This window comes from Mycobacterium asiaticum, assembly GCF_001673365.1.
Taxonomy (GTDB): Bacteria; Actinomycetota; Actinomycetes; order Mycobacteriales; family Mycobacteriaceae; genus Mycobacterium; species Mycobacterium asiaticum_A.
In genome coordinates this window covers 1-12,583 of record NZ_LZLS01000017.1, presented here as the reverse complement: position 1 = coordinate 12,583, position 12,583 = coordinate 1, and the positions used below count along the sequence as shown (strand labels likewise).

Annotated in this window: 9 protein-coding genes and 2 pseudogenes; 4 read left to right on the top strand and 7 right to left on the bottom strand. The window is 65.7% G+C overall.

Features of this window, described 5'->3' with window-relative positions; all coding sequences use genetic code 11:
- Positions 1–32: 32 nt before the first annotated feature.
- A pseudogene (locus tag A5634_RS30250) lies at positions 33–161 on the top strand (glycogen synthase); the annotation flags it as partial.
- Positions 162–338: 177 nt separating this feature from the next.
- On the opposite strand, the pseudogene A5634_RS02155 reads toward A5634_RS30250, so the two are convergent.
- Positions 339–722: pseudogene (locus tag A5634_RS02155) on the bottom strand (glycosyltransferase); the annotation flags it as partial.
- 165 nt (positions 723–887) lie between these two features.
- Between A5634_RS02155 and glgC the strand changes: the two are divergent.
- Positions 888–2,102 (top strand): glucose-1-phosphate adenylyltransferase, encoded by a 1,215-nt coding sequence (gene glgC / locus A5634_RS02150; RefSeq protein WP_065142446.1) that lies wholly within the window; start codon positions 888–890, stop codon positions 2,100–2,102.
- 9 nt (positions 2,103–2,111) lie between these two features.
- On the opposite strand, the gene A5634_RS02145 is transcribed toward glgC, so the two are convergent.
- From A5634_RS02145 to A5634_RS02125, 5 genes are read right to left on the bottom strand one after another with little or no spacing between them, the layout of a single operon-like run.
- Positions 2,112–3,794, bottom strand: coding sequence for a CocE/NonD family hydrolase (locus A5634_RS02145; RefSeq protein WP_065142445.1), 1,683 nt, complete (start codon positions 3,792–3,794; stop codon positions 2,112–2,114).
- A gap of 23 nt (positions 3,795–3,817) precedes the next feature.
- Complete coding sequence (locus A5634_RS02140; protein ID WP_065142444.1) at positions 3,818–4,492, bottom strand: methyltransferase family protein; 675 nt, start codon at positions 4,490–4,492, stop codon at positions 3,818–3,820.
- On the bottom strand, positions 4,492–6,120 hold the full coding sequence (locus A5634_RS02135) for an ABC transporter permease (RefSeq protein WP_065142443.1): 1,629 nt from the start codon (positions 6,118–6,120) through the stop codon (positions 4,492–4,494). Before A5634_RS02135 ends, A5634_RS02140 begins: the two co-directional genes overlap by 1 nt.
- Positions 6,117–7,040, bottom strand: a complete 924-nt coding sequence (locus A5634_RS02130; protein ID WP_065142442.1) for an ABC transporter ATP-binding protein — start codon at positions 7,038–7,040, stop codon at positions 6,117–6,119. Before A5634_RS02130 ends, A5634_RS02135 begins: the two co-directional genes overlap by 4 nt.
- Entirely contained in the window at positions 7,030–7,668 is a 639-nt protein-coding gene (locus tag A5634_RS02125) for a TetR/AcrR family transcriptional regulator (protein WP_065142441.1), read from the bottom strand. Before A5634_RS02125 ends, A5634_RS02130 begins: the two co-directional genes overlap by 11 nt.
- A 156-nt stretch (positions 7,669–7,824) precedes the next feature.
- Between A5634_RS02125 and A5634_RS02120 the strand changes: the two genes are divergently transcribed.
- Together A5634_RS02120 and A5634_RS02115 are read left to right on the top strand one after the other, a co-directional pair.
- On the top strand, positions 7,825–9,948 hold the full coding sequence (locus A5634_RS02120) for a PPE domain-containing protein (protein ID WP_065142440.1): 2,124 nt from the start codon (positions 7,825–7,827) through the stop codon (positions 9,946–9,948).
- 100 nt (positions 9,949–10,048) lie between these two features.
- Positions 10,049–11,815, top strand: a complete 1,767-nt coding sequence (locus A5634_RS02115; protein ID WP_065142439.1) for a PE domain-containing protein — start codon at positions 10,049–10,051, stop codon at positions 11,813–11,815.
- An 8-nt stretch (positions 11,816–11,823) separates the two neighbouring features.
- Here A5634_RS02115 and A5634_RS02110 read toward each other — a convergent pair whose 3' ends face one another.
- Complete coding sequence (locus A5634_RS02110; RefSeq protein WP_065142438.1) at positions 11,824–12,498, bottom strand: O-methyltransferase; 675 nt, start codon at positions 12,496–12,498, stop codon at positions 11,824–11,826.
- Positions 12,499–12,583: the final 85 nt, after the last annotated feature.

Genomic DNA, 12,583 nt, shown 5'->3' with positions numbered 1-12,583 from the left:
CGCACGTGCTCACCGCGCACTCGCTTGAGCCGATGCGACCGTGGAAGGCCGAGCAGCTGGGCGGCGGCTACCAGGTGTCCTCCTGGGTGGAGAGCACCGCGGTGCTGGGCGCCGACGCCGTTATCGCGGTCAGCTCCGGCATGCGCGACGACGTCCTGCGCATCTATCCGACGCTGGACCCGAGCCTGGTTCACGTAATCCGCAACGGCATCGACACCGAGGTGTGGCATCCCGCGGGGCCGGTGCGCACCGGGTCGGTACTAGAGGAGTACGGCGTCGACCCGAACCGGCCCATCGTGGCGTTCGTCGGGCGTATCACCCGGCAGAAGGGTGTGCCGCACCTGGTAGCCGCCGCCCAGCTGCTCGGCCTTCCACGGTCGCATCGGCTCAAGCGAGTGCGCGGTGAGCACGTGCGGAACGTCGTAGAGCAATTTGGCCAGGTGTCCGGCCATGCCTGTGTACCAGGTGTGCGAGTGCACGACGGTCGCCGCGTGCACGGCGTCGGCCATCACCAAGTCCGACGACAGGGTGGACAGCGTCGCGTTGGCGGTGCGCAGTCGCGGGTCGGGTTGATGGGCGAGGGCACCGGGTCGGTCCTCGCCGATGCAGTGCACGTCGACCGCGCAGAGTCTGCGCAGCTGGGCGACGAGTTCGGTGACGTGCACTCCCGCACCCCCGTAGATGTGGGGAGGGTATTCCCGCGTCATCATCGCCACCCGCATAGGGGCACCGTAGTTCGGTGACGACGGGGGCCTGATATCGGGCTGGGGTGCGGGTTTCCTGGCGTCCGAGTCGCCCCAAATGCCGTGAGCGACAGCTTGTCAAGCGCGTGGACAATCGGGGGACTCCCGGTGGCAGCGTGTCGCGGCTGCCGATAGGTTTGAGGAATGAGGGAAGCGCCGCACGTGCTGGGCATTGTGCTGGCCGGTGGTGAGGGCAAACGTCTCTATCCCTTGACCGCCGACCGCGCCAAGCCAGCGGTTCCCTTCGGTGGCGCTTATCGGTTGATCGACTTTGTGCTGTCCAACTTGGTTAACGCCCGCTACCTGAGGATATGTGTTCTCACCCAGTACAAGTCGCACTCCCTGGACCGGCACATCTCCCAGAATTGGCGGTTATCCGGTCTGGCCGGCGAGTACATCACCCCGGTGCCCGCCCAGCAGCGCCTCGGCCCGCGCTGGTACACCGGCTCGGCGGACGCGATCTACCAGTCACTCAATCTGATCCATGACGAAGACCCGGATTACATCGTCGTGTTCGGTGCCGACCACGTGTACCGGATGGACCCCGAGCAAATGGTGCGGTTCCACATCGACAGCGGAGCCGGCGCGACGGTGGCGGGCATTCGGGTGCCGAGAACAGAGGCGAGTGCGTTCGGGTGCATCGACTCCGACGAGTCGGGCCGGATCCGCAACTTCATCGAGAAGCCGCTCGACCCGCCCGGCACTCCCGACGATCCCGAAGCCACGTTCGTCTCGATGGGCAATTACATCTTCACCACCAAGGTGCTGATCGATGCGATTCGCGCCGACGCCGACGACGATCACTCCGACCACGACATGGGGGGAGACATCATTCCGCGGTTGGTCGAAGACGGGATGGCCTCGGTCTACGACTTCAGCGACAACGAAGTACCCGGCGCCACCGACCGCGACCGGGCCTACTGGCGCGATGTCGGGACGCTGGATGCGTTCTACGACGCCCATATGGACTTGGTTTCGGTGCACCCGGTGTTCAACCTGTACAACAAGCGCTGGCCGATCCGCGGGGAGTCGGAGAACCTGGCGCCGGCCAAGTTCGTCAACGGCGGCTCGGCCCAGGAATCCGTGGTCGGTGCCGGCAGCATCATTTCGGCCGCCTCGGTGCGTAACTCGGTGCTGTCGTCCAATGTGGTGGTCGATGACGGCGCGATCGTCGAGGGCAGCGTGATCATGCCCGGCGCCCGGGTGGGCCGCGGCGCGGTGGTGCGCCACGCGATCCTGGACAAGAACGTCGTCGTAGGGCCCGGCGAGATGGTGGGTGTGGACCTCGAACGCGACCGGGAACGCTTCGCGATCAGCGCTGGTGGCGTGGTCGCGGTCGGTAAGGGCGTGTGGATCTAAGCGCGTGGGCTACGGGACCAAGGGGATGAGCAGGCGGGCGTCGTAGCGCGGACCCCAACGCAGCGTCACCAAGCCGCGCGGCGGGTTCGGGTAAGCCGCGGGAAGCTGACCGGTGAGCGGGTTGCTTGGGCACAGCCAGCGTCCGGCAACCACCAATCGCAACTGCTCGCCGGCGCGGAACAGCGTCGCCGACGGACCCAATGCCACGTCCACAGCGATCACCTCGCCCGGGCGCACCGACTGCGGTCGGTCAAGGGTGGGGACCGGCTCCCACGGCTTGGACAACGCGGGGTCCAGAGCGCGCAGGGATACTCGTTGCCATCCGGTGGTTACCCGGTCGCGGCCATAACCGTAGGAACCCTCGAATTCGACGTACCGCCCATTGCGCCACTTCTCCACGCCGACAAACAAATTCGCGTCCTCGCAGCCATCCAGCTGCACCCAGAGCCGTGCCGCCATCGGCCCGGTCAGTTCGATGTCGTGCGGGACAGTCCAGTTGAATACTGCTGCGCGCGAATGAGTTTCGAAGGTGATGCTGCCCGCCCGGGCGGGCGGCGCGGGGGTCAGGAGTCCGGGCCCGGCCAGATACAGCGATTGCCAGCTGGTTCGGGCTAGCGGCCATTCGCTTTCTTCGCGCACCGTGGCGACGGTGTCGCGGTCCTCACGCACTTCGAGACGAACGCTGCGGGTCCCAGGCGCGCCGTCCAGCACGTCGCGGAAAAACTTCAGCTGCTCGGCCCGCGCGTCCTGGGAGTAGAACTGCTCCCATTTGCCGCCGCGATGGGTGTACAGCCGGGCATGGCTGGAGCCGGCGCGGGTAAATGCCCGGATCGAGCCTCGGCTGTGCAGGTTGTTGTCTGAGAAACTGCCACAGACCAGCATCGGGACTTCGATCGCCGACAGGTCAGGTGCCACCGAACGCCAGAATTCGTCGCGCAACGGGTGCTCGTCCTGCATCTGTTCCAGGTCGTAGGACTGGCGGGTGCGACGTCGTGTGGCGCGTGCCCACATGCGGGTGAATCCCGACTCCCGAATGCCGCCCGGGAACGTCAGATCGCGGTAGGCGTCGGTGAAGCCCTCCCACGGGCAGATGGCGCGTAACGCCGGCGGACGCAGGGCGGCCACCGCGTATTGGGTGATCGCCAGGTACGACACGCCCAGCATCAGCACCCGGCCATCGCTGAACGGCTGCTCGGCCAGCCACTGCACCACGTCGTAGGTGTCCTCGGCTTCTTGGCGGGACAGCAGGTTCCCGGTTCCATCGGAGCAGCCGCAGCCGCGGCAGTCGGCGTTCACCACGACGAAGCCCTGCGCTGTCCACCACGCCGGATCAGGGGTCTCCCAGCCGGTGAGGGCCGAGAAGCTCACCGGCTTCGGTTGCCGCAGGACGCGGTATTGCGACGAAAACGTCCATCGCTTGCGGCGCTTGGTCGGCAGATCGTCCTTGTTGTAGGGGTGGATGCTGAGGATCACCGGACGAGCCGTGTGCTTGTCTTGTCGGAACACGTTGATCCGCAAGATGGTTCCGTCGCGGGTGGGCACTTCGACGTCGCGGTCGACGACGATGTCCTGGGGTGGGTCGGTCACGGTAACCGGTGGCCTGACGATGTTGCGGATCCGGTCCCGTGCGTAGCGGGCGGCTCCGGGACGACGCCAGGGTCGGTCCAGACCGGGTGCCAGCTCACGTGCCACGCCCGATACCTTAAGCCGCCCCGCTACCAGACGTGCGGTATCAACCGATAGCGGACCCGCTGCATGTAATCCCGATATCCGTCCAGCCCATCGACGAGCGCGCGCTCTTCGTCGACAATGCGGGCCACCAGCACCAGCAGGGCGGGCACGTAGATCACCAGACCCCAGTATGAGCCCAGGGCCAGCGGGATGCCCGCCATCAGGATCAGGTTCCCTACATACATCGGATGGCGTACCCGGCTGTAGAAGCCGGTGGAGACCACGTGCTGCCCGTCCTCCACCGTGACGGTCGAGGCGGCGTAGCCGTTCTGGACGATCGTCAGCATCGCGATCCCAAGTCCGACCGCCACCAGCACGTCTCCGACGACCGTCACAGCCGCGGGGACCGACGACCAGCCGAACCGGTAGTCCAGAGCGCTAAGCGCGATCATCGCGAAGAACCCTGCCATTGCCCCGACGATGATGAACTTCTGCAGGATCCTGGTTTCCGCCACCGGGCCGGCACGCATGCGGCGTTGCAGGGCGGCCGGGTTGGTGCGAGCCAGATACAGACTGGGCACGATTGAGGCGACGATGAATATGGCCAGGAAGACCCAGCCCTGCCAGTAGTGGAACGTGCCGGCCGGGTAGAACAAGACCAGACCGAAGATGAGCAAGCCACACACTACCGATGCGGCCGTCTGCAAACCTAGCTTCATCACCGCATGTCCCTTCCACGAAAAGCCATGGCTCCCAGCGCTATCAGCGCAATGTCGACGCCCGACAGCCATAGCAGCGGCACCGCGGTGAAGTCGCTGCCGACCCGCGGGGTATGGGTGAACGGCTCCAGGTTCAGCAGCCACTGCGGGGACCCCGACAGTGAGCCGAGCAGATACACCGCGATGAACCCGATCAGCACTCCCCACGCTACGGGCGTGAACCGCGGTGTGAGCCCGAACAATACGACGGTTACCGCCGCGAGCAGCCAGACCGCGGGCAGTTGCACCGCCGCCGTGCCCAGCACCATGGGCAGCTTGCCGGCGATATCACCGGCCGCCGCGCCGTAGGCAAGCCCAGCGGTCAGACCCGACAGCAGGATGGCCAACGCAGATCCGGCCAACGCCATCGCCAAATGACTTGCGAGCAGACGAAGTCGGGAAACCGAACCGGCGAGCACGATTTCGGCCCGGTGCTCACTTTCTTCCTGATGTAGTCGCAGGGACAAAGAGACCGCGAACGCGGCCGCGATCATGCCCAACATGGTGAAGCCCACCACGATGAAGCCCTGCTCCACGGCTCCGGTACCGCCCAGACGGGCCACGATGTCGCGACCGGAGGCTCCGCCCAGTTCGTCGCCGATACCGTGCGTCACGCTGCCGATCAGCAAGCCGTACAGCACCAATCCCACCGTCCAGGCCAGCAGCGCACCGCGATCCAATCGCCAGGCCAGCCCAAAAACATTGCCCAGTGATGCCGAAGCGGTACCGCGCCCGGCGCGTTCGGCGATCAGTCCCGCGCCGACGTCGCGGCCGGCCAGCAACCGGTACGCAACACCGGTGAGCAGAACCGTCGTCGCCAAATGCAGCAGCAGCACCCACCAACGGTCGCCCGCGTACGGACGGATCTGCAACGACCATCCCAGCGGCGAGAACCAGGACAGCGCAGTAGAACCCGCGTCCCCGACGGCGCGCAGCGTGAATGCAGTGCCCAACACGGCGAAGGCGAAACTGCGCGATACCCGAGCGCTGGGCGAGATCTGCGCTGCCACGGCCGCGACCGCGGTGAAGACCAGACCCGAGCCCGCCAAGGCAGCGCCGAATGCCAATGATCCACCGGCGGGGACTTTGGTGGCGAGCAGTCCGGCCGCTCCGATCACACCGGTGGCCAGTGAAGCCCCGAAGGAAAGCAGCAGTGCCGCAGTAAGACTGGCATAGCGTCCCACCACCGTCGAGTCGATCAGTTCGGCCCGCCCGGTTTCCTCGTCTGCGCGGGTGTGCCGGATAACGGTCAGAATGACCGCGATCGCGATCAGGACGTGGAACATTCCCGCCTTCCAGATCCCGACCGCGCCGAGGCTGTCGTTGTAGATCTGGCCGTAGAGTGCGCGCTGAGCGGGGCTGGCCATGATCGACGCGGCGAACCCGGCTCGTTCGGCCGCAGTGGAGTAGACCTTCTCGATGCTGCCGATGTAGACCGTCGACAGTGGAACCGATAGTAGTAACACCCACAGCGGCAAGGTGATTCGGTCCCGACGCAAATAGAGTCGCAGTAGCCCGAGGGTGCCGACGAAATTCGAACCGCGCTGCGGCGCAGCGTGTTGCGCAGGACGATCGAGGACCGCGGTCATCGTGCCGGCACCTCCTCGCGGGATCCGTTGGTGCTGTAGTGGCGCAGGAACAGCTCCTCCAAGGACGGTGGCTGGCTGATCAGGCTGCGCACCCCGGCATCGCCGAGCGCGCGGATCAGTTCGCCAAGGCTTTCCCCATCCACTTGAGCACGCAGTGTGTTGCCCTCGATGCTGATGTCCTCGACGCCGCTGATCCTGCTGAGATCACCTGGGTCGCCGATCAATTCGGCCTTGATTGAGGTCCGGCTGAGGTGGCGCATCGATTCCAGTGAGCCGCTCTCCACGGTTCGTCCGGACGCGATGATGGTTACCCGTTCGCACAGTGCCTCCGTCTCGGCCAGGATGTGGCTGGACAGCAGGACGGTCACGCCGCGCTCGCGGGCCTGCCGGACGCATTGCTGAAAGACGTTCTCCATCAACGGGTCCAATCCACTGGTGGGTTCATCTAGCAGCAGCAAAGAAGCCCGCGAAGAAAAGGCGGAGATCAGCGAGACCTTCTGGCGATTGCCTTTGGAGTAGGTCCGCACCTTCTTGTGCGGGTCGAATTCGAAGCGCTCGACCAACTCCGCACGCAGACGCTGGTCGATGCCGCCTCGCATCCGAGCGAGCAGGTCGATGGTCTCACCGCCGGTCAATGACGGCCACAGGGTGACATCGCCAGGCACATAGGCGATTTGACGGTGCAGGGCGACCGCGTTGGTCCATGGGTCGCCACCGAGCAATCGGACAGTGCCACCGTCAGCTTTGACCACGCCCAGCAAGATGCGGATCGTTGTCGACTTACCCGCACCGTTGGGTCCGAGGAAGCCGTGTACTTCTCCGGCCTGCACGGTGAGGTCGAGGCCGTCGAGCGCCCGGACGGTACCGAAGTTCTTGGTGAGACCCCGAATTTCGATGGGCGCCTGGTGATTAGCTGACATCTGACTCTCCTTGGTTTTCTCTAGCGAGAAACGCCTCGTACATGGTGTGGTCGATCAGCAGGCCCTCGGAATAAAGCTCGAGGGCGGGCAGCACCATGTCGCGGGCGTAGTCGCGCAGCACTGCGCGTAAATCGGTTGGGGTTTCATGCATTTGCAGGTAGAGCAAGAAGCCGCCGCCGCCGGTGATGGCCAGGTATCGGGCGCGCGCGTGCGGGTCGCGGCTGGGTTTGAGGGTGCCGGCCCGCACACCTTCTGCCATATACTCTTCGGTGTTGTCAATCATCCGGCGCCACAACATGGTTGCCAGATCGCCGCCGGACTGCATGCTGCGCACCAGGTACGCCATCAGCGGGGCGTAGGACTCGATCTCGGCCATGGCGGCCAGCCAGGTGGCCGGGTCATTGGACTGGATGGTTTCGGACTTTTCACTGCGAATCTCCTCGGCGACGTATTCGTCGCACGCCTTGCGCAGGCCATCCTTGGAACCGAAGTGGTGGATGACCAGAGCGGCGCTGACGCCGGCCGCGTCGGCGATGGTGCGCAGCCCGACACCGAAGCCGTGCTCGCCGAACTGCGCGATGGCCGCGTCGCGGATCCTGGCGGTCGCAGTTAGGTCGACTGAACGCATGTTCAGCAGACTAAACGCGTGTTCAGCCCGGTGTCAAGCGGTCGGCGATTAAGAAAACGCAATGACACCTTGGCGCAACGCGATGCGTGCCCCTTTGTCCTCGGTACGGTTTGCCGGGTCGCGAGCATCGGAGCGCGGCGCGAAAAGGGGGGCGAGATGAACTTTGCGGTGTTACCACCGGAGATCACGTCGGCGCGGTTCTTCGCCGGTGCCGGAACAGGGCCGATGTTGGCAGCCGCGGCCGCCTGGGACGGCCTGGCGGCGGAGTTGGGTTCGGCGGCGTCCTCGTTCGGATCGGTGACCGCCGCCCTGGCCGGCACCGGTTGGCAAGGAGCCGCGTCGTCAGCTATGACGGCCGCGGCCGCACCGTATACGCAATGGTTGAGCATCGCCGCGGTGCAAGCCGAGTCGGCCGCCGCCCAGGCCAAGGCGATGGTGTCAGTGTTCGAATCGGCCAAGGCGGCGATCGTGCGCCCGGAACTGGTGTCCGCCAACCGATCTCAGCTGGTTGCGCTGGTGCGGTCGAATCTGTTCGGGTTCAACGCGCCGGCGATCGCGGCCGCCGAAGCGCTGTATGAGGGCATGTGGGCGCAGGATGTGGCCGTCATGTCGGGCTATTACGCGGGGGCCTCGGCGGCCGTCGGGCAACTGCTGCCGTTCGGCCAGCAGGGTCTGAATTTGGGTCTCGGCAACATCGGCAGCTTCAACCTCGGCGGTGGCAACACGGGCAGCTTCAACATCGGCGCCGGCAACGGCGGCCCGGGTCCCGCCGGGGGCAACAACAATTTCGGCCTGGGCAATTACGGTTCGTTCAATTTCGGTGCAGGCAACGGAAATGCGGTCCTGGGTGCGGTTGGTGCGCCCTATCCCGGTGCGGCTACCTACAACGTCGGACTGGGCAACATCGGCCAATTCAACTTCGGCATCGGCAACGTCGGCACCGGCAACATCGGCCTCGGCAACGGCAACCTGGCCACGGCGATCGCCGGGGCTCAGTCGTCGTTCAATATCGGGGCGAGCAATCTCGGCGCCTACAACACCGGCATCGGCAACGTCGGCATCAACAACATCGGCCTGGGAAACGTCGGCAACAACAACATCGGTATCGGGCTCAATGGCAACAACCAGATCGGCATCGGCGGCCTCAACGCCAACAACGTCGGCCCGAACCTCGGTCTGGGCAACAACGGCAGCTTCAACCTCGGCTTCGGCAACACCGGCAACGGCAACTTCGGTCTGGCCAACACCGGCAACGGCAACATCGGCATCGGCCTGTCGGGCGACAACCAGATCGGCTTCGGCGGGTTCAACTCGGGCAGCGGCAACGTCGGCCTGTTCAACTCGGGCAGCGGCAACAGCGGATTCTTCAACTCCGGCAACTCCAATTGGGGCCTGGCCAACTCCGGCAGCCACAACGTCGGACTGGTGAATTCCGGCACGGCCGATACCGGCATCGGCAACTCCGGAAGCACCAACACCGGTCTGTTCAACGCGGGCAGTTTCAACACCGGTTCGTTCAACGGCGGCAGCACCAACATGGGCTCGGCCAACTCCGGCAACGGCAACCTGGGCGCTTTCAACTCCGGCGGCACCGCGCTATTCGGTCACAACGTTGGCTTCTTCAACGCCGGAAACCACAACGTCGGGTCGTTCAACGCCGGATTCGGCAATGTGGGCTGGTCCAACACCGGCGTGGGAAACACCGGCGGCTTCAACGCCGGCGGCAACGGCACCGACCCCGTCTTCGGACCAGGGATCGTCGGACAGGCCGGTAACACGGGCTTCTTCAACACCGGTTTCACCAATACCGGACTGTTCAACTCCGGGGACACCAACACCGGACTGTGGAACGCCGGTGACGTCAACACCGGTTTCGGGGGCATCGCCAGCTATAGCGGCAGCTCCGGCTTGGGCAATTCCGGGTCCGGCAACTCCGGTTTCTTCAACTCCGGCGACTACAACTCCGGGCTGGCCAACTCGGCCAGTGGCGGTTACAGCTCAGGTTGGGGCAATGCCGGGGGAGGAGAGGACAACGTCGGATTCTTCAACGCGAGCGCCGGCGGTACCAATACCGGCTTCTTCAACAGCGGTCCGTCCGGATTGCAGGTGGGCTTCTTCAACGCAGGCAATCATGTTGTGGGCGTGGGTAATTCGGGCTATTACAACACCGGACTGATCAACCCGGGTGAGCACAATTCGGGGGTGGGCAACACGGGCGATAACAGCTCGGGCGGATTCAACGCCGGCCTCGGTCAGTCTGGTTTCTTCAACCGGGCCTGACGTCAGGCAGTTCAGGCACAAGTTTCGCGATTTCCGTCAATTTCTTCGCTCTTGGTGTCAAGATGACTCGGGCCCTAATAACGCATCGAGGAGTAGCGAAATGTCATTCGTTGTCGCGGCACTGGACATGATGGAGACGGCGACGGCGGATGTGGCGCAGATCGGTGGGGCTCTAAACGCCGGCAGTCTGGCCGCCGTCATCCCGACAACCCAGGTGGCCGCCGCGGCCGCCGACGAAGTGTCGGTAGCTGTCGCGGCGCTGTTCGGCGCGCACGCCAACGAGTACCAGGCGGCCGCAGCGCAGGCGGTGGCCTATCACCAGGAGTTCGTGAGGAACCTGGGCGCGGCGGCGGCATCCTACGGCGGCGCCGAGGCGGCCATTCTTGGCCAGTTGGAGAGCACCCTGCTCGGTGGCGGGGCCGTCGCAGGTATCTCCGATGCGATCAACGAGATCAGCTCCGGTGCGTTTCAGGGTTTGGTCTACGGTCCGGTTCACGCGATAGGCCAGGCGTGGATAGCCAGTCCGCTTGGCCAGGCCATCGACCCCGTCATCAATGCGCCCACTCAGGCGCTGTTCGGACGCGACCTGATCGGCAACGGCAGTGCCGGAACGGCAAGCCACCCCAACGGTGGCGCGGGCGGTTTCCTGTTCGGTGACGGTGGCGCCGGGTATTCGCCGACAGGTGGAGTGTTACCGCTGGCTGGGGGCACCGGCGGCAGCGCCGGGCTGATCGGCACCGGCGGCACCGGTGGTACCGGCTGGGCTGGCGGAACCGGGGGCATCGGGGGTGTCGGAGGCCTGTTGATGGGCAACGGCGGCCATGGTGGCGCCGGCGGTGCGGCAATCCCCACGACCGGGACCGGCGGTGCCGGCGGCGCCGGCGGGCAGGCGCTGCTGTTCGGTGACGGGGGGTACGGCGGCACGGGTGGCACCGGCGGCACGTTGGGCGCACTCGGGGAGCGCGGTTACCCGGGCCTGTTCATCGGGCGGGGCGGTTCCACCGTCCCCATTCTCAACGACCAGATCGTCACCATCGACTTCGTCCGGCACGGTGAAACGGCCAGCAACGTTGCGGGTCTGCTCGACACCGCGGCCCCCGGACCGTCACTCACCGCGTTGGGTCAGCTACAGGCCGCCAACGTCGCCTCCGTGCTCAACGGCCAGGGCACGTTCGCCGGAATATTCGAATCGCAGATGATCAGGACGCAGAAGACGGCCGCCGCGTTGGCGGCCTACGCGGGGCAGCCGGCGCCGGTCATATTGTCCGGGCTCAACGAGATCAATGCCGGCATCTTGGAAGACATGCAGCAAATCCCTGCGGGATTGTTCTATTTGGCCGGCCCGCTGGTATGGACCCTGGGACTGCCCGCATTCCCGATGCTGGCTCCGCTGTCCACAAACCCGACCGGGCTGGACTTCGCCAGCGGCTTCAACGGCGCCGTGCAAACCATGTACAACGCCGCCGTAGCAAACCCCAGCCATACCGTCGCCGCCTACTCCAGCGCACTGACCATCGAGGCCGGCACGATGATGATGGTCGACAACCCCAACCCGCTGCTGCTGCTCACCCACACGCTGCCGAACACCGGTGTCGTGGTCGTGCAGGGCAGCCCGCAAACCGGTTGGACGATGGTCAGCTACGACGGGATGCCCGTGGGGCCGGCGAACTTGCCGACTCAGCTTTTCGTCGACGTACGCAACCTGATCACGGCGCCGCAGTACGCGAGCTACGACGTCGGGGCCGCACTGTTCACCGGGAATCCGGCAACCATCGTCAACGCGGTTCGCGACGGTGTCCGCGAGGTGACCACCGCGACGGTGCACTTCCCGTTCGCGGTGGCCGAGAGCCTGCTCAGCGCGGTGTGACGTAGCGGTCAGTCGCGCACGGCGGCCAACAGACCGTCGCCCAGCGGTATCAACGCGGGGGTGAGCCGTTCGTCCTCGGCGATCAGCCGGGCGGCTTCGCGGACCGCCGCTACCTCGTTGTCGTGCGCCGCCGGGTCACCGGCCCGGCCGCCCAACGCCGCACGATGCACGACGATGACGCCGCCGGAGCGCAACAGGCGCACACCTTGTGTGACGTACTCCGGCTGGTCGATCGGATCCGCGTCTATGAACACCAGGTCATAGGAGTCGTCGGCGAGGCGGGTCAGCACGTCTTGCGCGCGACCGCTGATCAGGCGGGTACGCGACGGCCCGACCTGTGCCTCGGCAAACGCCTGCTTGGCAAGCCTGACGTATTCCGGCTCGATGTCGATGGTGGTCAAGACCCCGTCGTCGTTCATGCCCGACAGCAACCACAGTCCGCTGACACCCACCCCGGTGCCCACTTCCGCGACCGCCTTGCCGCCGCTGAGTTTGGCCAGCAGGCTCAGCAGGGCACCGACCGCCGGCGTAACCGCCCCCGCGCCGCTGTCTACGGCTCGCTCGCGCGCGCTGGCCACGATCGCATCCTCGGAGATGGACTCCTCGGCGTGCGCCAACAGTGAATCGGCTCTGCTGCGGATCGCTTCCGCGCTGTCGAGGCCGGAATCGTCGGTGCCGTCCATGTCCGCAGAGTATGCCGAACGCACTGGGCGGTGGCTCAGGCGCGCCCGATGTCGACGGTGCCGACACGCCCGGGGTGGGCGAGGT

Coding starts and splice junctions, on each gene's coding strand:
- A5634_RS02135 (WP_065142443.1), bottom strand. CDS start 6,120: ATGACCGCGGTCCTCGATCGTCCTGCGCAACACGCTGCGCCGCAGCGC.
- A5634_RS02110 (WP_065142438.1), bottom strand. CDS start 12,498: ATGGACGGCACCGACGATTCCGGCCTCGACAGCGCGGAAGCGATCCGC.
- A5634_RS02125 (WP_065142441.1), bottom strand. CDS start 7,668: ATGCGTTCAGTCGACCTAACTGCGACCGCCAGGATCCGCGACGCGGCC.
- A5634_RS02140 (WP_065142444.1), bottom strand. CDS start 4,492: ATGAAGCTAGGTTTGCAGACGGCCGCATCGGTAGTGTGTGGCTTGCTC.
- A5634_RS02120 (WP_065142440.1), top strand. CDS start 7,825: ATGAACTTTGCGGTGTTACCACCGGAGATCACGTCGGCGCGGTTCTTC.
- A5634_RS02115 (WP_065142439.1), top strand. CDS start 10,049: ATGTCATTCGTTGTCGCGGCACTGGACATGATGGAGACGGCGACGGCG.
- glgC (WP_065142446.1), top strand. CDS start 888: ATGAGGGAAGCGCCGCACGTGCTGGGCATTGTGCTGGCCGGTGGTGAG.
- A5634_RS02130 (WP_065142442.1), bottom strand. CDS start 7,040: ATGTCAGCTAATCACCAGGCGCCCATCGAAATTCGGGGTCTCACCAAG.